A 19,532-nucleotide genomic window follows, 5' to 3' on the forward strand; every position below is an offset into this window, starting at 1 on the left:
TAATCGACCGGCGAAGGGGGTGCGATCATGCCTCGTTGGCTACGCGACAACGCCCTGGCCGTTGCCATGCTGGGGGCGTTCCTGGTCTTTCTGGTGTTGCAGAGCGTCTTCGGCTGGCAGACCCACAATGAGGAGCTGACCGAGTTCGGTGCCGCCCCGCTGAGCTGGCCGGCGTACCTGACCAGTGGGCACTTCGCCGAGTCGGTCTTCGAGAACTGGGAGTCGGAGTTCCTCCAGATGGGCGGGTACGTGCTGCTCACCGCGTACCTGGTGCAGCGGGGCTCGGCCGAGTCGAAGCCGATGGACCAGACCGACCGACCGGAGGACGACGAGCGCCGGGCGACCCCGCAGTCACCCTGGCCGGTACGCGTCGGCGGCCTGCCGCTGGTGATCTACCGGAACAGCCTCTCCCTCGCCCTGCTGCTGATCTTCGCCGGCTCGTTCGTCGGTCACCTGCTCGGTGGCACCGCCGCCTACAACCAGGAGCAGGCGCTCCAGAGCGGCGCACCGCCGATCGGGGCGTGGGAGTTCCTCGGCACCAGCGACTTCTGGTTCCAGTCCATGCAGAACTGGCAGAGCGAGTTTCTCGCCGTCGGCGCGCTGATCCTGCTCAGCATCGTGCTACGCCAGCACGCCTCGCCGGAGTCGAAGCCGGTGACCGTCGAGCACGCCAGCACCGGCGCCTGAACGCCAGCCAGCGCCTGCAACGGCGGCGCGGCGGGGTGGCCGGCCGTCAGGCCGCGACCGGCAACCGCTTGGCGAAACAGACGCTGTACGGGTTGCCCACGTACTCGCCGTAGACCGGGATCTGGTGGTAGCCACACGCGGTGTACAAGGCGACAGCGGCCGGCAGGTAGACGCCTGTCTCCAGGCAGACCACCGAGTGCCCCTGCCGGAACGCGCACTCCTCCAGCGCGGCGAGCAACTGACGGCCGATCCCCCGCCCCCGGTACGCGGGCCGGACGTACATCCGCTTGACCTCGCCGGTCTCGGCATCCAACGCCTGGAGCCCACCGCAGGCGACCGCCCGACCGTTCACCACCACCGCGAGGTAGCGGACGTCGTCATGGGGGACGAAGACCTGCCCATCCAACCCACCATCGGCCTCGCGCAGCTCACGCTGCTGCGCGGTGACCATGGCGGCGATCTCCGGATCGATGGCAGGCCGGGACTCGATCAGCATCACCCCACGCTAGGACGCGTGGATTTCGGGGAGGTTTCTGGAAATCAACCCCATCACGGAGCGCAACGAACTACTCGGCGTCGTCCTCGTCGTCGATGTCCTCGTCGAGGTCGTCGGACGCGTCCGCGCCCACCTCGTCCGCCGACCGCACCCGGCGAGCCTTCCGGGCGGCGAGCCGATCCGCGGCGGAAGCCCGGTTCGACTTCTCCTCCAGGCGGATGTCGGTGCCCCGGTTGCCGGGTACGAAGTCCACACCGGCGAACAGCGTCGGCTGCCAGTCGAACTCGCGCACGCCGATCCGAACCAGATCACCGGGCTGCGCGCCGGCCTTGGCCAGCTTGTCCTCCACCCCGAGCCGGGCCAGCCGGTCAGCCAGGAAGCCGACCGCCTCGTCGTTGTCGAAGTTGGTCTGCTTGACCCAGCGTTCCGGCCGGACACCGCGGACGGTGAACGACCCATCCGCCTCGGCCGTGATGGTGAAGCCGTCGTCGTCCACGGCCATCGGGCGAATCACGATCCGGGTCGGCTCGGCGGGCGGAGCGGCCTTACGCTCCGCCTCCACCAGCTCGGCCATCGCGTAGGTCAGCTCCTTGAGCCCCTCCCGGGTGGCAGCGGAGACCTCGAACACCCGGTAACCGCGCTCCTCCAGGTCGGGGCGCACGATCTCGGCGAGGTCGCGGCCGTCCGGCACGTCGACCTTGTTGACCGCCACCAGCCGTGGGCGGTCGGCCAGGCCGCCGTACTGGCTCAGCTCGGCCTCGATGGCGTCGATGTCGGCCACCGGGTCACGACCAGGCTCGAGGGTCGCCGAGTCGATGACGTGCACCAGCACCGCGCAGCGTTCGATGTGCCGCAGGAACTCCAGGCCCAGCCCCTTGCCGTTGGCCGCGCCGGGGATCAGGCCCGGCACGTCCGCGACGGTGAAGGTGTGGTTGTCCATCCGGACCACGCCGAGGTTGGGCACCAGGGTGGTGAACGGGTAGTCGGCGATCTTCGGCTTCGCGGCGGAGATCACCGAGATCAGCGACGACTTGCCGGCGGACGGGAAGCCCACCAGGCCCACATCGGCGACGCTCTTCAACTCCAGCACGATGTCCAGTTGGTCGCCGGGCTCCCCCAGCTCGGCGAAACCGGGTGCCTTGCGCTTGGCGTTGGCCAGCGAGGCGTTGCCCCGCCCGCCGCGCCCGCCGCGGGCGACCTCGAAGGTGGTGCCGGCGCCGACCATGTCGGCCAGCACTGTGCCATCGGAGGTCTGCACCACGGTGCCGTTGGGCACCTTGAGCACCAGGTTGTGGCCGTTGGCCCCGTCCCGGTTCGAGCCAGCGCCGCCCTTGCCGTTGTCGGCCTTGACGTGCGGGTGGAAGTGGAAGTCGAGCAGCGTGGTCACCTGCGGGTCGACCACCAGGGACACGCTGCCGCCGTGCCCACCGTTGCCGCCGTCCGGCCCACCGAAGGGCTTGAACTTCTCGCGGTGGATCGAGACACAACCGTGCCCGCCATCGCCGGCCTGCAGATGCAGAACGACCCGGTCAACGAACGTTGCCACGGCGTCAATCCTTCCAGCGAGGTTCGACCTCGCACTTCGCGAAAAAGGCTAAGCGGGCCGGGACCCGGAGGTCCGCGGCCCGCTTAGCCCGAGAACTACTGCTGCGGAACGATGCTGACGGTCTTGCGACCGCGCTTGGTACCGAACAGGACCGCACCGGCGGACAGCGCGAACAGCGTGTCGTCGCCGCCACGGCCGACCAGGTCACCGGGGTGGAACTTGGTGCCACGCTGCCGGATGATGATCTCACCGGCGCTGACGACCTGACCACCGAAGCGCTTCACGCCAAGTCGCTGGGCCGCGGAGTCACGACCGTTACGCGAGCTGGACGCACCCTTTTTGTGAGCCATTGGAGGACGACCTACTTCCCGCTGGAGATGCCGGTCACCTTGACCTGGGTCAACGGCTGGCGGTGACCCTGGCGCTTGTGGTAGCCGGTCTTGTTCTTGAACTTGTGGATCCGGATCTTCGGGCCCTTGGTGTGCGCGGCGATTTCGCCGGACACCGCGACCTCGGCAAGCTTCGCCGCGTCGGTCACCAGGTCGTCACCGTCGACGAGGAGCACCGCGGTGAGCTTCACCGCGTCACCGGGGGCACCGGTGAGCTTCTCGACCTCGATCACGTCGCCCTCGGCGACCTTGTACTGCTTGCCGCCGGTCTTGACGATCGCGTACATCGGAGGCGGACTCCCTGTCGTTGAGGCTGCTGGCGGTCGTCCCCGCGGCGGCTCGCCGGGTAGCAGTGCACGGCGGCGCGGGCACACGGGAACTCGGCACACCAAAGGTGGGCCGCAGGCAAGAGTACGCCATTGCTGGCCCGGACCCCAAACCGGCCCGCCCTGGTCAGCGCGCGCAGAGCTGGTCGAGGCGCTGCTGGAGCCGGTCGAGTTCCGTCTCGTCGATCGACTCGACGTCGGCGCCGAGCGCGGAAACCTCGGTCCCGAGGTCGGTGAGCAGAGTCTTGAGCTGCGGATCGTTGGTCCGCCCCGACTGCTCCCGCAGCACGGTCCGCCAGTCGGCCAGCGCCGCCTCGGCCCGCCCCCGGGCGGTTTCGGCCGCTCGGCTGTCCCCGGCGCCCACCGCCGCGAGCATGTGGCCCAGCTCCGCCACGTACGTCCGGACGGCAGTGGTGCTGGCCTCCTGCGCGGCGGTGCAGACCTCGGTGGCGTTGCCACCCGCGACCCCACCGCTGGCCGGCATGCCGCTCGGGCCGGCAGGGGTGCCGGCGGCCGCCGAGCCGGTGCCCTGGGCGGTTCCGCCGGCGGACCCGTCGGTGGAGCAGCCGACCGCGCCGGAGAGCATGGTGAGCAGCGCGGTGACGGCGAGCAGACGGCGCATTTTCTTCTCCTGACCTGGGGCGGCCGATCGGGGGACCGGATGGCCGCAACGGCGAGGTCCCTCCCCCGTCACTTTGCCGGGAGAGGGACCTCGTCAAACACGTGGCCGGTCAGGCGCTCAGGGGCGGGTCCGCCGACGGGCACCACCGCGACGCGACCGGCGACGGCCGCCACCACCCTCGGTGGTCTCCTCGTCGCCCTCACCGTCAGCGAGCGCGTCCGGGTCGTCCGCCGCAGCAAGCCGAGCCGACTCACCCTGCTGAGCGTCGGAGATCGCCGGCGCGGCGGCGGTGTCCGACTCGTAGCGGGACAGGTCGTAACCCATCGTGTCCTGGTAGTCGGCGTCCGGTTCGGCGGCGGTGTCGGTGTCGACGACCTCCACGACGGCCCGCTCGGCCGGGGCGCTCTTGCGGGCCCGGCGGCGGGACGAGGTGGCACCCTGCTCGGCAGCCGGGGCGGGAGACACCGCCGAGGCGACCGCCTTGACCTTCTCCCCCGCGCCGGCGGGGCGCGGCTTCTCCGGCACCGGCTCGGTGTGGATGATGACGCCCCGGCCCTTGCAGCACTCGCAGGTCTCGCTGAACGCCTCCAGCAGGCCCGCGCCGATCCGCTTACGGGTCATCTGGACCAGGCCGAGCGAGGTGATCTCGGTGACCTGGTGCTTGGTGCGGTCCCGGCCCAGGCACTCGGTGAGCCGGCGCAGCACCAGCTCACGGTTCGACTCCAGCACCATGTCGATGAAGTCGATCACCACGATGCCGCCGATGTCACGCAACCGGAGCTGACGGACGATCTCCTCCGCCGCCTCCAGGTTGTTGCGGGTGACGGTCTCCTCCAGGTTGCCCCCGGAGCCGGTGTACTTGCCGGTGTTGACGTCGACGACAGTCATCGCCTCGGTGCGGTCGATCACCAGCGAGCCACCGGAGGGCAGGAATACCTTGCGGTCCAGGCCCTTGATGATCTGCTCGTCGATCCGGTACTCGGCGAACACGTCGCTCGTACCGACGTGCCGGCGCACCCGGTCGACCAGGTCCGGGGAGACGTGCGACAGGTACGACTCGACCATGTCGTACGACTGCTCGCCCTCGATCACCAGCTCGCGGAAGTCCTCGTTGAAGAGGTCCCGGACCACCCGGATGACCAGGTCGGGCTCCCCGTAGAGCAGCACCGGAGCGCCACCCTCGGCGGCCTTGGCCTGGATGTCCTCCCACTGCGCCTGGAGCCGCTTGACGTCGCGGGCCAGCTCGTCCTCGGTGGCGCCCTCGGCAGCCGTCCGGACGATCACGCCCGCGCCGTCCGGGACCAGCTTCTTGAGCACGTCCCGCAGCCGCTTGCGCTCGTTGTCCGGCAGCTTGCGGCTGATCCCGGAGGCGTTGCCGTTGGGTACGTAGACCAGGTGCCGGCCGGAGAGCGCGATGTGGCTGGTCAGCCGTGCGCCCTTGTGCCCGATCGGGTCCTTGGTGACCTGGACCAGCACCGAGTCGCCGGAGCGCAGCGCCTGCTCGATCGAGCGGGCCCGCCCCTCCAGCCCGGAGGTGTCCCAGTTGACCTCACCGGCGTACAGCACCGCGTTGCGGCCCCGGCCGACGTCGACGAACGCGGCCTCCATGCTCGGCAGCACGTTCTGCACCTTGCCCAGGTACACGTTGCCGGCCATCGTCCCGGAGGAGTTGCGCGTGACGTAGTGCTCGACCAGCACGCCGTCCTCCAGGACGGCGATCTGGGTGCGGTCACCGCGCTGGCGGACCGCCATCACCCGGTCGACAGCCTCCCGGCGCGCCAGGAACTCCGACTCGCTGAGGATCGGCGGACGCGTACGCCGCTGCTCCCGACCGTCGCGGCGGCGCTGGCGCTTGGCCTCCAGCCGGGTCGAGCCGGACACACCCTGCACCTCGTCGACGGTCCGACGCGGCTCGCGGATCTTCACAACGGTCGGCACGCCGTCGTCGGCCGCGCCTCCCTCGGTGTCACCGGCGCCACGACGGCGACGGCGGCGGCGACGACGGGTCAGGCCGTCCCCACCCTCGGACTCCTCGTCCTCGTCGCCCTCGGCCTCGACCTCGGCGGTCTCTTCCTCATCGGCCTGCGCCGCCTCCTCGGACTCGTCGTCCTCGGCGTCGTCGGCCCCGCCCTTGCCCCGGCCCCGGCCCCGGCGACCACGCCGGCGGCGGCGGCGCGCGGCGGCGCTGTCCTCGTCGTCCTCATCCGCCTCGGTGGCCTCGTCGGCCTCCTCGGTCGGCTCCTCTTCGGCCTCGATCGCCTCGATCGGCTCCACCGGCTCGACCTCGCGGCGACCACGCCGACGGCGGCGGGACGGCTCGGCGGCCTCCTCGACGGGCGGCTCCTCGGTCGCCGCGGCGGGCTCCACCGGTCGGGTCACCGGCACGGCGTCCGGCTGGGGTGCCATGAACAGCACAGTGGGCGCGGAGAGCGCAGCCCGCCGACGACGGGTACGCGGCTGCTCCGGCTCGATCTCGGCCGGCTCGTTCGGCTCATCCGTCACAGCGGGAACGGCCACCCCCGGTGGCACCTCACCGGAGCGGTCCTGCGCGCCACTGCTCCAGGCCAGTTCGGCGGCGGACGTGCTCGGGAGGGTCTCGGCGTCGTTCAACTCGGCCTCAGCCTCGCGCAGGTCGGACTCCGCGGGCTCCTCGACGACCGGCTCCTCGACGACCGGCTCCTCGACGACCGGCTCCTCGACGACGGCGGCCGGCTGCTCGGTGGCGGGCGGCTCCTCGACGGCAGCCGGTGTGGCCTTCTTGCGCCGGGTACGGGTGACCTTGACCGGCGGCACCACCTCGGCCGAGGCCGGCTCCGCGGAGGCCGCGACCAGCGGCTCCTCAGCGGTCGTCTCGACGGGGGCGGCCTTGCGGCGGCGCCGGGGGGTCTTCGGTGCGACGTCCAGGTCGCCGGAGACCGGGGCGAAGACCTCCGCCTGCGGCGACTCGACGTTGCCGGCCCCAGCGGTGGGCGCCTCGATCGGAGCGTCGGTCTGCTCCGGCTGGTTGAGCGGGGCGGCCCGACGACGGGTCGCCCGGGTGCGCCGCACTGGCGCAGCGGGCTCGGCTTCACCGGGAGCGCTCTCCGCGCCGGTCGGTTCCATCGGGGCCGAACCGACAGCGGTGGTGGGCGGCGCGACGGCGGCGCCGTCGGCCGTGGTGCTCTGGTCGGCGGTCTCGCCGGCCGGCTGTGAACCGGTCCGTTCGCCGCCCTCGGGCTCGTTCTCGAGCATGGACGTTCTCCAGTTCTGGCTAGCCCGGGCGCGGGTGAGCGCTGCCACGCAGGGTCGCCGCAAAAGTGTTTCCGCCGGGCGCGCGTGGTGCGCGACCGCCGAAGTCTGCCTGCCAGAACACCGACCGTCGGTCAGTGCCCAACGATGGCTGCCCCGTCGCGGTCCGCATCCAACGGATCCACGATCGCACCCTGCGCGGTCAACGTGCCCTGAGCCAGCCGGGTCACCCTCGGCGAAACCGGCGGCTCCAGGTCGGCCACCACGCGGAGGCCGGAAAGGACGTCATCGGGCCGTACGGACGGGGTGACCTGCCGCACGACCAGTTCGAGTATCGCACACGGTACGGCCGGCGCCCCGGAAGGCGTCGGCGTCGGCAGTTGGACATCGATCGATATCACGGCCGCACGGGCGTCGAAAGTGCGTCGCCCCTGCTTGGTCATCCGCTCGACCAGCACCTCCTCGGCCGCGACGAAGGCGTCCACCGCGGTGCGCAGCACCTCGGTGTCGACCTCGGGCAACTCGATGTACCAGTGCGACGCCTCGATCCGGTCCGGCAGGTTGCCTCCCTCGGCGATCACAGCGTCCAGGACATCCAGCCCCGGCGAGAGCGCGGCGTCCAACGCGGCGCGCAGCGCCTCCGGGTCGACGGCGGCCTGAAGGGCGATTTCCAGGTACTCCGCCTCGCTCGCCACCCCGGTGGGTGCGGCGCTGGCGTAGGAGATCTTCGGGTGCGGGTGGAAACCCTGGGAGAAGGCGACCGGCACGGCGGCCCGGCGTAGCGCGCGCTCGAACGCCCGGGCGAAGTCGCGGTGCGAGGTGAATCGCAGCGGCCCGCGCTTGGCGTACCGGATGCGGACGCGCTGGACGACCGGTGCCTGGCCGCCCTCGGGTTGAGGCTTTCTGGCGATCGTGGGCTCCTCAGGTGTACCTGCGTGTCCGCCCATCCTGGCGCAGGGCTCGTGACGGTACGCAGCCGGGGCGGCCGAATGGCCCGGCAGACGGGTGCAAAACGGTCGTGTGGATCGTGACCACCGACCCGAAAGCCCGATGGCCGGCTGGTGACCCGGAAAGGTCACCAGCCGGCCACCACGATCAGTGCCGGTTACCGCTCCTGTGGCGGGGCAGGCGGCGCCCCGCCCGGCGGTCCGTAACCGGGAGGCGGTCCGCCCGGCGGTCCGTAACCGGGGGCAGGGGCATGACCGGGAGGCGGGGCATGACCGGGAGGCGGGCCGTAGCCGGAAGGCGGGCCCTGACCGGGGGGCGGAGCGGCATACCCGGAGGATGGGGCGTACCCGGGGGCTGGCGGATAGCCGGGCGGCGGGGCGTAACCCGCGCCCGGCGACGGGTAGGCACCAGAGAGAACCTGGTCCAACGCCTCGTCCGGGATGGCGGCGGCCCGGGCCGCCTCCCGCCGGTACCGCCGGCGGTTCCAGATGAGGAACACCGCCAGGCCCAACAGCAACACCAGCACCACTGCGATGCCGATGCCCACCACCATGACCTGCTGGTCGGTCGGACCACCGCGATCGCCGTGCTGGGTGACGTCGAACTCCTCGTCCGGACCCGCGGCGCGGGTCGGGCCCGGGTCCACCGGCGCCGCGGCCGGGCCGAGCAGCGGGTTGGCGGTGACCGGTGGCACGTTCGCGGTCAGCGCCTTGATCGGGTCGATCACCCCGAAGCCGTACTGCGGATCCCGCCCGGACGGGCCGGCGTCCCGCGCAGTCCGGATGATCCGGTTGATCACACTTGGAGCGTTGAGGTCCGGATACTTCGACCTGATCAGCGCGGCGAGACCGGAGACGATCGCGCTGGAGTCGGAGGTCCCGTCGCCCCAGCCGTAGCCCGCCTCGTTGGTGATGTTGTAGACGCTTTCGCCTGGAGCGGCGACCACCGCCTCCGGACCCCGGACAGAGCCGGACCAGAATGCGCCGCCCCTGGTCGTCCCGGTCACCGCGATCACGCCGGGAGTGTTGGCCGGGTTTCCTACGGCGACGCTGCCCCTGGCGGTGTTGCCAGCGCCGGAGACCACGACGACGTCACGGTCGAACGCGTACTTGATCGCGCTCGCCTCCGCGTCGGTGACGAGGCCCGGGCCACTCTGGGAAATATTGATCACCTTGGCACCGCCGTCGACGGCCATCCTGATGCCGAGGGCCATCGCCGCGTCACTGGTGGCGCCGCTGCCCTTGCGCAACTTGATGGGCAGGATCTTCGCGCCAGGGGCGATGCCGTCCACACCGTCGCCGCTGCCCTTCGCCGCGATGATGCCGGCCATGTGCGTGCCGTGCCCGTCCTCGTCTACCCGGCCGTCCCCGGAGGCGCCGTAGCTGCGACCACCAGCCAGCACCTGACCCCGAAGGTCCGGGTGGCTGGCCTCGACGCCGGTGTCGACCACGGCCACGACCACGCCCCGCCCGGTGGAGATCTCGTGCACCTGGTCGATCCGGAGCTCATCCAGATACCACTGCTCGGCCCGCCGCGGCGCGGCGGCCGCCGGCTGGGCGGCCCCCACCACGAGGAGCCCCGCCAGCAGACAGGCGGCTACCGGCCGGAGGCTTCCGACGTTCACCCTCATCCGTCCATCCTCATCGAAGGACACCCGGGGACGCCCCGTCACCGGGGCCCCACGGATCGTCATCCTCAGTCAACCACGACGAGTGCTCGGAGCCGGCGCCGCCACCGTGCCCGGCGCCGCCCGCGCCGCCCATCATGCCGCCGCCCATCATTCCGGCGCCGCCGACGCCCGCACCACGCGCGCCGCCCGCCATCCCGGCGCCGCCAGGGCCGGCGGCGGCAGCAGTACGCAGCGCGTTCGCGGCGCTCGTCATCGGCGGCAGCTTTCCGTTACCGCCACCCACCATGCCGGGGATGCCACCCACGCCGATCCCGGCACCACCGCCCAGGCCGCCGCCGGCGCCGATGCCGCCGGCCGAGCCCACCCCGGCCCCGCCGCCGAAACCGCCGCCGGCGCCACCGAGACCGGCGCTGCCGACCCCGCCGCCGCCGACGCCACCGCCCAGGCCGCCGACACCGCCCGGGGTGGCACCAGCCAGACCGCTGGTGTAGTCATCGTCGCCGTAGCCCGGGTAACCGGAACCGGTCGGTGGGGCCGTGAGCTGGCCGGTGCCGCCGGTTGGCGAGCCATCGCCGAGCCCACCGGGCTTGGTCGGGGAGAACGGTTCGACACTGGACGTCGGACCGCCCGTGTCGTCGATGCCCGGTGGCCTACTGCCGATCGTGGGGCCGCCACCACCGATGTCGGGCTTCCCGCCGAATTCGCCACCGCTGATGTCGGGCCGTCCCGTGGGCGGCACCCGGGGGTCGCGGCGGACGTCGTCGATTTTCTCGTGGCCCTCGGGCCCCACCACGGTCAGCTTGGGACGCTCGGTGTACACGGCCTGCGGCAGCGGCGACATCGCCGTGTTCGCCGCCTGCTGGTTGTCCCGGTACCAGTTGTCCAGGTGGGCCTTGGTGTCCCACCAGCCGCCCCGCTTCTGGTCGCCGGCCTGACCGTCGACCTTCATGGTCGCCTCCAGGTCGTCGGCCTTGTCGCGGAACGCGCCGTCGGCGTACGAGCCGGGGTTGCTCTGGTAGTCCTTCCGCAGGGCGGCGAGGAAACCCGACGAGCTCTCGCCGTCGCGGGCATCGTCGAGCTCGGTGCCGTTGGGCAGGCTCCACTCGTTGAAGCCGAAGTCGTCCATCAGCGGGATCGGAATTGTGGAGACCGACTTGCGGATGTCGCCCTCGATCCGCGTCAACGCGCCACTGACGTTCGTCGCGTCGGTGATCAGATCCTCGATCTGCTTGCCGATCTTGCCCAGGTGCTCGCGGTACGCGTCGCCACCGCTGCCCTTCCAACCGGCGAGCATCCCGGGCAGGCCGCCGACGTTCGGGCGTTCCTGGCCCGTCGCGACCGGGCCGACGAACGATCGACCGACGAGCGCGTCCCGCAGTTGCTGCAGGCCGCTGGAGAGGTTGCTCCAGCCCGCTCCGACCGATCCGACCGTTTCCGGGTCCGCGGAGAGCGTCACCTCGCGGACGCACCGCTCCCAGGTTCCTCCAGCCATGACGTCCCCCTCAGGCCGTGTACGGGTAGGTGGGTGCGCCGCTGGCAGTGGGCGGCGGCGCCGCCGACTCCAGCAGCCGCTCGATCTCCTTGCCGTTGGCGCCGTTGCGCGCCTCGGTGTCGCGGAACGCCTTGGCGATCTCCTCGGTGCCCTCCTTCAGCGCGGCGAGCTTCTGGGAGAGCGTCGTGAGGTGCGCCTCCATGTTCGCCGTGGAGGTCTCCAGGGCCCGCCACTGCATGACGGCGTCCTCGTACGCGCCGAACGGGGTGCCGTTCGGGACGGTCTGGGCGTTGTTGCTGTCGCCCTTCATCCGCGTCTTGATGCGTTCCATCTCGTACTTGATGGTGTCGTCGATGTACTGCCTGAGCCGCTCGACGTACGTGGCGGCGGCGTCCAGGTCCTCGACGCTGACCTGCAGATCGCCGATGCTCGGCGGCGGGATGCTCCCCATGCGATTCCTCCCCCGTCCCCGACCCGCCGGGTCGGTCCATGTCAGACGCAGCGTATCGAGTCTGACCCAGTCCGGGCAGCCCCAGCCACCAGCACGTGGTACAGATGGCGGCCGATCTCGCGGAAGGTTCGGTGCCGGGCCGCAGCGCGGCCGGGCCCGAACAACGCCAACGGGCCCGCGAGACGCGGACCCGTTGGGTGACATGTCGGATGTGGAGGGTGGTGGGTCACCGCCAGCGGGCGCTGCCCGACGGCGGCCCGGTCAGGGGTGCGAGTGCTGGTGGCCCGACGGGACCTTCATGCCGTTGCCGCCCAGCGGGGTGAGCGGCAGCAACTTCTTGCCGGTGGGGCCGATCTGGATCTCGGTGTCCATCGATGGGCAGACGCCGCAGTCGAAGCAGGGCGTCCACCGGCAGTCGTCCTGCTCGAACTCGCTGAACGAGTCCTGCCAGTCCTGCCAGAGCCAGTCCTTGTCCAGGCCCGAGTCGAGGTGGTCCCAGGGCAGGACCTCCAGCTCGTCGCGCTGACGGGTGGTGTACCAGTCGAGGTCCACGCCGAAGGCGGGCAGCGTCTCGGCCGCCGCGTCCACCCAGCGCTGGTACGAGAAGTGCTCGCTCCAACCGTCGAACCGGCCGCCGTTCTCCCAGACCTTGCGGATGACCGAGCCGACCCGGCGGTCACCCCTGGAGAGCAGCCCTTCGATGAGCGACGGCTCGCCGTCGTGGTAGCGGTAGCCGATGGCCCGGCCCAGCGAACGGTCAGCGTTGATGGCCTGCTTGAGGATCTTCAGCCGGTGGTCGATGACCTCCGGACGGTCCATGGCGGCCCACTGGAACGGGGTGTGCGGCTTCGGCACGAACCCGCCGATGGAGACCGTGCAGCGGATGTCCTTGGAGCCGGTCGCGGCCCGGCCCGCCCGGATCACCTCGTGGGCCATCTCCGCGATCTCGAGGACGTCCTCGTCGGTCTCGGTGGGCAGGCCGCACATGAAGTAGAGCTTCACCTGCCGCCAACCGTTGGTGTACGCGGTGACGACCGTACGGATCAGGTCTTCCTTCGACACCATCTTGTTGATGACCTTGCGGATGCGCTCCGACCCGCCCTCCGGGGCGAAGGTCAGGCCGGTACGCCGCCCGTTGCGGGACAGCTCCTGCGCGAGGTCGATGTTGAAGGCGTCCACCCGGGTCGACGGCAGCGACAGCGAGACGTTCGTGCCCTCGTACTGCTGGGCGAGGCCCGAGCACATGTCGCCGATCTCGGAGTGGTCCGCCGAGGAGAGCGACAGCAGGCCGACCTCGGAGAAGCCGGAGAACTCCAGGCCCTCGCGGACCATCTGCGCGACAGTGGTGATCGACCGTTCGCGCACCGGCCGGGTGATCATCCCGGCCTGACAGAACCGGCAGCCCCGGGTGCAGCCCCGGAAGATCTCCACCGCGTACCGCTCGTGCACCGTCTCGGCCAGCGGCACGAGGGGCTTCTTCGGGTACGGCCAGGCGTCCAGGTCCATCGTCGTGCGCTTGTGCACCCGGAACGGCACGTCCGCCCGGTTCGGCACGACCCGCTGGATCCGGCCGTCCGGCAGGTAGTCGACGTAGTAGAAGCGCGGCACGTAGACGCTCTCGGTGCGGGCCAGCCGCAGCAGCAGCTCGTCGCGGCCGCCCGGCGAGCCCTCGGCCTTCCACTCCCGGACGATCGCGGTGATCTCCAGGACCGCCTCCTCGCCGTCGCCGAGCACAGCGGCGTCGATGAAGTCGGCGATCGGCTCCGGGTTGAACGCGGCGTGCCCGCCGGCAACGATCACCGGGTCGGCGTCGGTGCGGTCGGCGGCCAGCATCGGAATGCCGGCCAGGTCGATCGCGGTGAGCATGTTGGTGTAACCCAGCTCGGTGGAGAAGGAGATGCCGAACACGTCGAACCCGCGCACCGCCCGGTGCGCGTCGACGGTGAACTGCGGCACGCCGTGCGTGCGCATCAGCGTCTCCAGGTCCGGCCAGACCGCGTACGTCCGCTCGGCGAGGGTGTCGGGCAACTCGTTGAGCACCTCGTAGAGGATCTGCACGCCCTGGTTGGGCAGGCCCACCTCGTACGCGTCGGGATACATCAGCGCCCAGCGCACGGTCGCCGAGTCCCAGTCCTTCGTGACCGCACCCAACTCGCCGCCGACGTACTGGATGGGCTTGGAGATCTGGGGTAGCAGCGGCTCGAGCTGGGACCACACGGAGTTGGTCGCGGCCGCGCGCGGCGTCGTGGACGGGGCACTCATGATGCCCAAGGGTACGCGTTCCTCCGGCGGGGATCGCGCGCACGCCCGATCGGCGGTGGTGGCGGGGCGGTACTAACCTCGGATCGGCGCGAGAGGAGATTGCCGCGATGCCGGAGCCGAAGCCGGGAGCACGGCCGGCCGACGGGAGCACCCCGGGCGCGGAGCCGGAGCGGGACCCGGCGGTCGCCGACGAGCCGACCTCCCCACCCGTACCCGCGGACCAGCCGGAACCCTCGGACCAGCCGGAACCCTCGGACCAGCCGAAACCTGCCGCGACCGCGGAGGTCCCGGCGCCCAGGTGGAGCGGTTCGGCCCCGGTGCCACCGCCGCTGCCCCGACGACCTGTCTGGGGCGAGTCGGCCGAGCCGACCCCTCCCCCGCCGGTGGCCGTCGGGCCGCCGGAGCACCAGACCCCGGTCGACCCGTGGGCCGGCGTGGACACCGGCGGCTGGGACCTGCCCTCCGCCGAACTGCCCCCGCTGCCGCCGACGATGTCGTACCCGACGCCGCCGGACACCCGGCAGTGGTCCGGGCCGCCCGCTCCCCCGGCCGTATCGCACCCGGTACCGCCGCCGGCCGCCCCGAGCGCCCCCCGGGCCATCGGGCCCACGGTGCCGGCCCGACCCATGTCGCCACCCGCGCCGCCGACGATGCCGAAGGTGCCGAAGCAGCGCCGGGGCCGGCGATCCGCCGCGCCACCGGCGCCACCGCCCGGATGGCAGGCCCCGAAGGGGTACGTGCCGGTCCCGGTCCGCCGGCGACGCCGCTGGCCGTGGCTGCTCCTGCTCACGCTGGCCTGCTGCTGTGGCTGCCCCGCCTACTACGGGTTCCCGATCTCGGCCCAGTACCCGGCGCGCGCCGCGCTGCCCGTCCAGGTCGACGACCTCAGCCTGCGGCAGGACAACCGCAGCACGGAGACCGCCCAGAAGCTGGAGGGCGAGGTACGCAAGGAGCACTGGCTGGCCGAGGACACCTTCGCCGGCGTCTACTCCACGACGAGCGGCAAGCGGGTGACCGTCTTCGGCGGCACCGGCTTCCGGCTGAGTCCCGAGTCGGACGCGGAAGCCGAGATCAGCCGGCTCACCGAGCGGTACGCGCTGAGTACCCCGGAGAGCGTGGACACCGGAGTGCGCGGCAGGCACGAACGGTGCGCGGTGGGGAGCGCCGACGGCAGTGACGTGGTGGTCTGCACGTCGGTCGACCACGGCAGCATCGCCACCGGCGTGTTCACCCGGCTCTCCGTCGCCGACAGTGCCAGCCTGCTGGCCACCCTGCGCGCCCAGATCGTCCAGCCCGAGCGGAGCTGAGCCGCACCCCGGCCGGCCAGAGACCGGGACCGGCGGCGGGGTCAGGCGTCGCGGGTCGGGTCCGGGTGGGCGCGCGGCGGGGCGTAGCGGGGCACGTACTCCTGGCCGGTGAGCTTCTGGATCTCGCTCATCACCTCGTCGGTCATCTGCCGCAGCGAGGCGCGGTCGTCCGGACGGCCGGTGAAGTCCAGCGGCTTGCCGAATCGAACCGTGATCTTGGCAGTGCCCGGCCGGGGCACCCTGGCGCCGATCGGCTGCGCCTTGTCCGTACCGATCATGCCGACCGGAATGATCGGCACGCCGGCCGAGATCGCCAGCCGGGCCGCGCCGGTCCGCCCCCGGTAGAGCTTGCCGTCCGGCGAGCGGGTGCCCTCCGGGTAGACCACCACCAGGTCACCGCCCTTGAGCGCCGGGATCGCCGCGTCGAACGCGGACAGCGCCGCCCGGCCACCGGCCCGTTCGACCGGGATGGCGCCCAGGCCGGTGAGGACGAACTTGGAGATCGCACCCTTCACGCCGGTGCCCTTGAAATACTCCGACTTGGCCCAGAACGCCAGGTGCCGGGGCACGACAGTGCCGAGGAACAGCTCGTCGGCCACCGAGAGGTGGTTGCCGGCGAAGACCGCGCCACCGATCTCCGGCACGTGTTCCAGCCCCTCCACGGTCGGGCGGAACGCCAACCGCAGCGTGGGCGCCACGGTGAGCTTGCCGATGGTGTAGAGCAGGGGCACTGGTCCTCCGGCAGATCAGGTGCGAACAGGCGGTGTCACGGTAGCGGACGCCTCCACACCTCCCAGACGGAGGTGGTGAGGCGCCCGCACCCTGGCGATGGTCCGTTATACCCGGCGGACGGCCACCGTTACCCGCTCACCATCGCCGACCTCGCCAGCGAAGCCCTCCTGGCCCTCGACGAAGTCCACCGAGTCGGCCAGCACCTCCGCGGAGACGAAGTCGACGTACGCGGCCACCGCCGCGCGCACCTCGTCGGACGCCGACACCGACACCACGATCCGGTCGGAGACGTCCAGGTCGGCGTCCCGGCGGGCCTGCTGCACCACCCGCACCACGTCACGGGCCAGCCCCTCGGCTGCCAACTCCGGGGTGACGTCGGTGTCCAGCACGACCACGCCCTCACCGCCGGGCAGCGGCGCGGAGTGCTCGGCGTCGGCGGCGACCAGGCGCAACTCGTACTCGCCCTCGGCGAGGGTGACGCCGGCGGCCACCGGGGCGCCGTCGACCAGCTCCCAGTCGCCCGCCTTGACCGCCTTGATCACCTGCTGCACCTGCTTGCCGACCCGCGGGCCGAGCGCCCGGGGCACCACCGTCAACACCTGCTCGCAGTACGCGGACAACTCCGCGCTGAACTCCACAGCCTTCACGTTGACCTCGTCGGCGACCAGGTCGGCGAACGGCCGCAGTTGCTCGGCGGCCGGCGAGGCCACTGTCAGCTTCGACAGCGGCAGTCGTACCCGCAGCCCCTTGGCCTTGCGCAGCGACAGCGCCGCCGAGGCGACCGCCCGCACGTTGTCCATCGCGGCTACCAGGTCGTGGTCGGCCGGGAACTCGCTCGCCTCCGGCCAGTCGGTCAGGTGCACCGAGCGCTCCCCGGTCAGGCCACGCCAGATCTCCTCAGCGGTCAGCGGCGCGAGCGGCGCCACCACCCGGCAGAGCGTCTCCAGCACAGTCGACAGGGTGTCGAACGCGTTGACGTCACCGGACCAGAACCGGTCCCGGGACCGACGCACGTACCAGTTGGTCAGCGCGTCCAGGTAGGACCGGACGGTGGCGCAGGCACCGGAGATGTCGTACGCGTCCATCTGCGCGCCGACAGTGGACACCAGCTCGTTCGTCTTCGCCAGCACGTACCGGTCGAGCAGGTGGGTGGAGTCGGTGCGCCGCCGCGCCTGGTACCCGTCGGCGTTGGCGTAGAGCGTGAAGAAGTACCACACGTTCCACAGCGGCAGCAGCACCTGCCGGACGGCGTCACGGATCCCCGCCTCGGTGACCGCCATGTCCCCACCGCGCAGCACCGGCGAGGACATCAGCATCCAGCGCATCGCGTCCGAGCCGTACGCGTCGAAGACGTGGTAGACGTCCGGGTAGTTGCGCAGGCTCTTGGACATCTTGCGCCCGTCCGAGCCGAGCAGGATGCCGTGGCTCAGGCAGTTGCGGAACGCCGGCCGGTCGAACAGCGCGGTCGCCAGCACGTGCATCGTGTAGAACCAGCCACGGGTCTGCCCGATGTACTCGACGATGAAATCACCCGGGTAGTGGTGCTCGAACCAGTCCGCGTTCTCGAACGGGTAGTGCACCTGGGCGAACGGCATCGACCCGGACTCGAACCAGCAGTCCAGCACCTCCGGCACCCGGCGCATCATCGACTTGCCGGTCGGGTCGTCCGGGTTGGGGCGGACCAGGTCGTCCACCGCCGGCCGGTGCAGGTCGGTCAGGCGTACGCCGAAGTCGCGCTCGATGTCGGCCAGCGAACCGTAGACGTCCAGCCGCGGGTAGTTCGGATCGTCGGACTTCCACGCCGGGATCGGCGAACCCCAGAACCGGTTCCGGCTGATCGACCAGTCCCGGGCGTTGGCCAGCCACTTGCCGAACGAGCCGTCCTTGATGTGGCCGGGCGTCCAGTTGATCTCCTGGTTCAGCTCGACCATCCGGTCCCGGAACTGGGTCACCGCGACGAACCACGACGACACGGCCTTGTAGACCAGCGGGGTGTCGCAGCGCCAGCAGTGCGGGTACGAGTGGGTGTAGGTGTCCTGCTTGAGCACCACCCCCCGGTCCTTCAGCTCCCGGATCACCGGCTTGTTGACGTCGAAGACCTGCTCACCCTGGTACGGCGGAACCAGCGCGGTGAACCGGGTGTGGTCGTCGACGGTGACGATGGTCGGGATGCCGGCGGCGTTGCAGACGTTCTGGTCGTCCTCGCCGAACGCCGGGGCCAGGTGCACGATCCCGGTGCCGTCCTCGGTGGTGACGAACTCCGCGCCGAGCACCTGGTAGGCGTTCTCCCCGGCCTGCTCGACGAGGAAGTCGAACAGCGGCGTGTAGCGGCGCCCGACCAGGTCCCGGCCGTACACCGTCCCGACCTGCTCGTACCCCTCCAGCTCCTTGGCGTACGCGGCCAGCCGCGCCGCGCCGACGACGTAGCGGTCGCCACTGCGCTCGCTGTCGGGGGAACCCCGGTGTTCGAGCACCGCGTACTCGATGTCGGGCCCGACGGCGAGCGCCAGGTTCGACGGCAGGGTCCACGGCGTGGTGGTCCAGACGCCCAGCTTGACCGGCCCGCGCACCAGCTCCGGCGCGGACTCGTCGGCGGTCAGCCCGAACCACACCGACAGGGTGGGGTCGTGCCGGTCCCGGTAGACGTCGTCCATCCGGGTCTCGGTGTTCGACAGCGGCGTCTCGCAGCGCCAGCAGTACGCGAGCACCCGGAAGCCCTCGTAGATCAGACCCTTGTCGTGCAGGGTCTTGAAGGCCCACATGACGCTTTCCATGTAGTCCAGGTCGAGCGTCTTGTAGTCGTTGCTGAAGTCGACCCAGCGGGCCTGCCGGTTGATGTACCGCTCCCAGTCCTGGGTGAACTCCAGCACCGAGGTACGGCAGGCCTCGTTGAACCGGGCCACGCCCAGGTCGATGATCTCCGCCTTGCTGGTGATGCCGAGCTGCTTCTCGGCCACCACCTCGGCGGGCAGGCCGTGGCAGTCCCAGCCGAAGCGCCGCTCGACGTGCCGGCCGCGCATGGTCTGGTAGCGCGGCACCACGTCCTTGACGTAGCCGGTGAAGAGGTGACCGTAGTGCGGCAGGCCGTTGGCGAAGGGCGGGCCGTCGTAGAAGACGTACTCGTTCTTGCCGTCCGTGCCGGCGGGACGGGCCTCGATGCTGGCCTCGAAGGTCTTGTCGGCCGTCCAGTGCTCCAGCACCCGGCGCTCCACCGAGGGCAGGTCCGGGCTCGCCGGGACACCGGCGGCGGTCGCGTCGTGCAACGGATAGGCCATCGGGGGTCGCTCTCCTCATGCAGCTCACTCAACGTGGGTCTGCGAGGACGAACCGTCCGGGGTACGCCTGGAACGGCGCTCCCGTGGTCCGCGGTACCACCCCGCTTGGCGGTCAGGATCGACCGCCCGCTCATTACCGGC

The 19,532-nt window shown here is 71.3% G+C and carries 15 protein-coding genes; 2 read left to right on the forward strand and 13 right to left on the reverse strand.

Translation table 11 applies throughout. From position 1 onward, the window contains the following. Positions 1-27 precede the first annotated feature (27 nt). Complete coding sequence (locus IW249_RS02445; protein WP_196919308.1) at positions 28-687, forward strand: DUF6766 family protein; 660 nt, start codon at positions 28-30, stop codon at positions 685-687. A gap of 46 nt (positions 688-733) precedes the next feature. Here IW249_RS02445 and IW249_RS02450 read toward each other — a convergent pair whose 3' ends face one another. From IW249_RS02450 to IW249_RS02500, 11 genes are all read right to left on the reverse strand, one after another. Next, positions 734-1,183, reverse strand: a complete 450-nt coding sequence (locus IW249_RS02450) for a GNAT family N-acetyltransferase (RefSeq protein ID WP_196919309.1) — start codon at positions 1,181-1,183, stop codon at positions 734-736. A gap of 70 nt (positions 1,184-1,253) precedes the next feature. Further along, on the reverse strand, positions 1,254-2,729 hold the full coding sequence (obgE, locus tag IW249_RS02455) for a GTPase ObgE (protein WP_196919310.1): 1,476 nt from the start codon (positions 2,727-2,729) through the stop codon (positions 1,254-1,256). A 95-nt stretch (positions 2,730-2,824) separates the two neighbouring features. Beyond that, a complete protein-coding gene (gene rpmA / locus IW249_RS02460) occupies positions 2,825-3,079 on the reverse strand; it encodes a 50S ribosomal protein L27 (RefSeq protein WP_007464062.1) in 255 nt (84 codons plus the stop codon). An 11-nt stretch (positions 3,080-3,090) separates the two neighbouring features. Continuing rightward, entirely contained in the window at positions 3,091-3,405 is a 315-nt protein-coding gene (rplU, locus tag IW249_RS02465) for a 50S ribosomal protein L21 (RefSeq protein WP_007464063.1), read from the reverse strand. A gap of 166 nt (positions 3,406-3,571) precedes the next feature. Further along, positions 3,572-4,066, reverse strand: a complete 495-nt coding sequence (locus IW249_RS02470) for a hypothetical protein (RefSeq protein ID WP_196919311.1) — start codon at positions 4,064-4,066, stop codon at positions 3,572-3,574. Between the two features lie 117 nt (positions 4,067-4,183). Then, entirely contained in the window at positions 4,184-7,297 is a 3,114-nt protein-coding gene (locus IW249_RS02475; protein ID WP_196919312.1) for an Rne/Rng family ribonuclease, read from the reverse strand. A gap of 131 nt (positions 7,298-7,428) precedes the next feature. Then, entirely contained in the window at positions 7,429-8,241 is an 813-nt protein-coding gene (locus IW249_RS02480; RefSeq protein WP_196919313.1) for a TIGR03936 family radical SAM-associated protein, read from the reverse strand. 158 nt (positions 8,242-8,399) lie between these two features. Further along, entirely contained in the window at positions 8,400-9,872 is a 1,473-nt protein-coding gene (gene mycP / locus IW249_RS02485; RefSeq protein WP_196919314.1) for a type VII secretion-associated serine protease mycosin, read from the reverse strand. A 10-nt stretch (positions 9,873-9,882) separates the two neighbouring features. Further along, positions 9,883-11,364 (reverse strand): WXG100 family type VII secretion target, encoded by a 1,482-nt coding sequence (locus IW249_RS02490; protein WP_196919315.1) that lies wholly within the window; start codon positions 11,362-11,364, stop codon positions 9,883-9,885. A gap of 10 nt (positions 11,365-11,374) precedes the next feature. Then, complete coding sequence (locus tag IW249_RS02495) at positions 11,375-11,815, reverse strand: hypothetical protein (protein WP_196919316.1); 441 nt, start codon at positions 11,813-11,815, stop codon at positions 11,375-11,377. 261 nt (positions 11,816-12,076) lie between these two features. Beyond that, positions 12,077-14,077: a TIGR03960 family B12-binding radical SAM protein gene (locus IW249_RS02500; RefSeq protein ID WP_196919317.1), complete on the reverse strand. Its 2,001-nt coding sequence runs from the start codon at positions 14,075-14,077 to the stop codon at positions 12,077-12,079. 107 nt (positions 14,078-14,184) lie between these two features. Here IW249_RS02500 and IW249_RS34075 point away from each other — a divergent pair, with 107 nt between their 5' ends. Beyond that, complete coding sequence (locus tag IW249_RS34075) at positions 14,185-15,384, forward strand: hypothetical protein (protein WP_231392381.1); 1,200 nt, start codon at positions 14,185-14,187, stop codon at positions 15,382-15,384. A 41-nt stretch (positions 15,385-15,425) separates the two neighbouring features. Here IW249_RS34075 and IW249_RS02510 read toward each other — a convergent pair whose 3' ends face one another. Beyond that, positions 15,426-16,115 (reverse strand): lysophospholipid acyltransferase family protein, encoded by a 690-nt coding sequence (locus tag IW249_RS02510; RefSeq protein WP_196919318.1) that lies wholly within the window; start codon positions 16,113-16,115, stop codon positions 15,426-15,428. A 105-nt stretch (positions 16,116-16,220) separates the two neighbouring features. Next, entirely contained in the window at positions 16,221-19,391 is a 3,171-nt protein-coding gene (gene ileS / locus IW249_RS02515; protein WP_196919319.1) for an isoleucine--tRNA ligase, read from the reverse strand. Between the last annotated feature and the right edge of the window lie 141 nt (positions 19,392-19,532).

This window comes from Micromonospora vinacea (assembly GCF_015751785.1).
GTDB classification, from domain to species: Bacteria; Actinomycetota; Actinomycetes; order Mycobacteriales; family Micromonosporaceae; genus Micromonospora; species Micromonospora vinacea.

Coding starts and splice junctions, on each gene's coding strand:
- IW249_RS02445 (WP_196919308.1), top strand. CDS start 28: ATGCCTCGTTGGCTACGCGACAACGCCCTGGCCGTTGCCATGCTGGGG.
- IW249_RS02450 (WP_196919309.1), bottom strand. CDS start 1,183: ATGCTGATCGAGTCCCGGCCTGCCATCGATCCGGAGATCGCCGCCATG.
- rpmA (WP_007464062.1), bottom strand. CDS start 3,079: ATGGCTCACAAAAAGGGTGCGTCCAGCTCGCGTAACGGTCGTGACTCC.
- rplU (WP_007464063.1), bottom strand. CDS start 3,405: ATGTACGCGATCGTCAAGACCGGCGGCAAGCAGTACAAGGTCGCCGAG.
- IW249_RS02470 (WP_196919311.1), bottom strand. CDS start 4,066: ATGCGCCGTCTGCTCGCCGTCACCGCGCTGCTCACCATGCTCTCCGGC.
- IW249_RS02475 (WP_196919312.1), bottom strand. CDS start 7,297: ATGCTCGAGAACGAGCCCGAGGGCGGCGAACGGACCGGTTCACAGCCG.
- IW249_RS02480 (WP_196919313.1), bottom strand. CDS start 8,241: ATGGGCGGACACGCAGGTACACCTGAGGAGCCCACGATCGCCAGAAAG.
- mycP (WP_196919314.1), bottom strand. CDS start 9,872: ATGAGGGTGAACGTCGGAAGCCTCCGGCCGGTAGCCGCCTGTCTGCTG.
- IW249_RS02490 (WP_196919315.1), bottom strand. CDS start 11,364: ATGGCTGGAGGAACCTGGGAGCGGTGCGTCCGCGAGGTGACGCTCTCC.
- IW249_RS02495 (WP_196919316.1), bottom strand. CDS start 11,815: ATGGGGAGCATCCCGCCGCCGAGCATCGGCGATCTGCAGGTCAGCGTC.
- IW249_RS02500 (WP_196919317.1), bottom strand. CDS start 14,077: ATGAGTGCCCCGTCCACGACGCCGCGCGCGGCCGCGACCAACTCCGTG.
- IW249_RS34075 (WP_231392381.1), top strand. CDS start 14,185: ATGCCGGAGCCGAAGCCGGGAGCACGGCCGGCCGACGGGAGCACCCCG.
- ileS (WP_196919319.1), bottom strand. CDS start 19,391: ATGGCCTATCCGTTGCACGACGCGACCGCCGCCGGTGTCCCGGCGAGC.